General features: G+C 56.9%; 1 rRNA gene. It reads left to right on the top strand.

Going from position 1 to position 1,073, the window contains the following annotated elements:
• Positions 1-1,073: ribosomal RNA gene (locus ACIP4X_RS35775) — 23S ribosomal RNA — on the top strand; the annotation flags it as partial.

The raw sequence follows: 1,073 nt of genomic DNA on the forward strand, positions 1-1,073 counted from the left end.
TGGAGTAGCACGCTCAAGACCCGAAGCGGAGTGATCTAGCCATGGGCAGGTTGAAGCGGAGGTAAGACTTCGTGGAGGACCGAACCCACCAGGGTTGAAAACCTGGGGGATGACCTGTGGTTAGGGGTGAAAGGCCAATCAAACTCCGTGATAGCTGGTTCTCCCCGAAATGCATTTAGGTGCAGCGTCGTGTGTTTCTTGCCGGAGGTAGAGCACTGGATAGGCGATGGGCCCTACCGGGTTACTGACCTTAGCCAAACTCCGAATGCCGGTAAGTGAGAGCGCGGCAGTGAGACTGTGGGGGATAAGCTCCATGGTCGAGAGGGAAACAGCCCAGAGCATCGACTAAGGCCCCTAAGCGTACGCTAAGTGGGAAAGGATGTGGAGTCGCACAGACAACCAGGAGGTTGGCTTAGAAGCAGCCACCCTTGAAAGAGTGCGTAATAGCTCACTGGTCTAGTGATTCCGCGCCGACAATGTAGCGGGGCTCAAGCGTACCGCCGAAGTCGTGTCATTGCGATATGTACCCCCAACGGGGATCGTGATGGGTAGGGGAGCGTCGTCTGCCGGGTGAAGCAGCCGCGTAAGCGAGTTGTGGACGGTTGACGAGTGAGAATGCAGGCATGAGTAGCGATACACACGTGAGAAACGTGTGCGCCGATTGACTAAGGGTTCCTGGGTCAAGCTGATCTGCCCAGGGTAAGTCGGGACCTAAGGCGAGGCCGACAGGCGTAGTCGATGGATAACCGGTTGATATTCCGGTACCCGCTGTGAAGCGTCAAACATCGAGCATCGTGATGCTAAGGCCGTGAAGCCGCCCCTGATCTCTTCGGAGTGAGGGGGAGTGGTGGAGCCGCTGAACCAAGCGGTTAGTAGGTGAGTGATGGGGTGACGCAGGAAGGTAGTCCATCCCGGGCGGTGGTTGTCCCGGGGTAAGGGTGTAGGACGTCAGGTAGGTAAATCCGCCTGGCAATAGTCTGAGACCTGATGCCGAGCCGATTGTGGTGAAGTGGATGATCCTATGCTGTCGAGAAAAGCCTCTAGCGAGTTTCATGGCGGCCCGTACCCTAAAC

This window comes from Streptomyces sp. NPDC088817 (genome assembly GCF_044750345.1).
GTDB lineage: Bacteria > Actinomycetota > Actinomycetes > Streptomycetales > Streptomycetaceae > Streptomyces.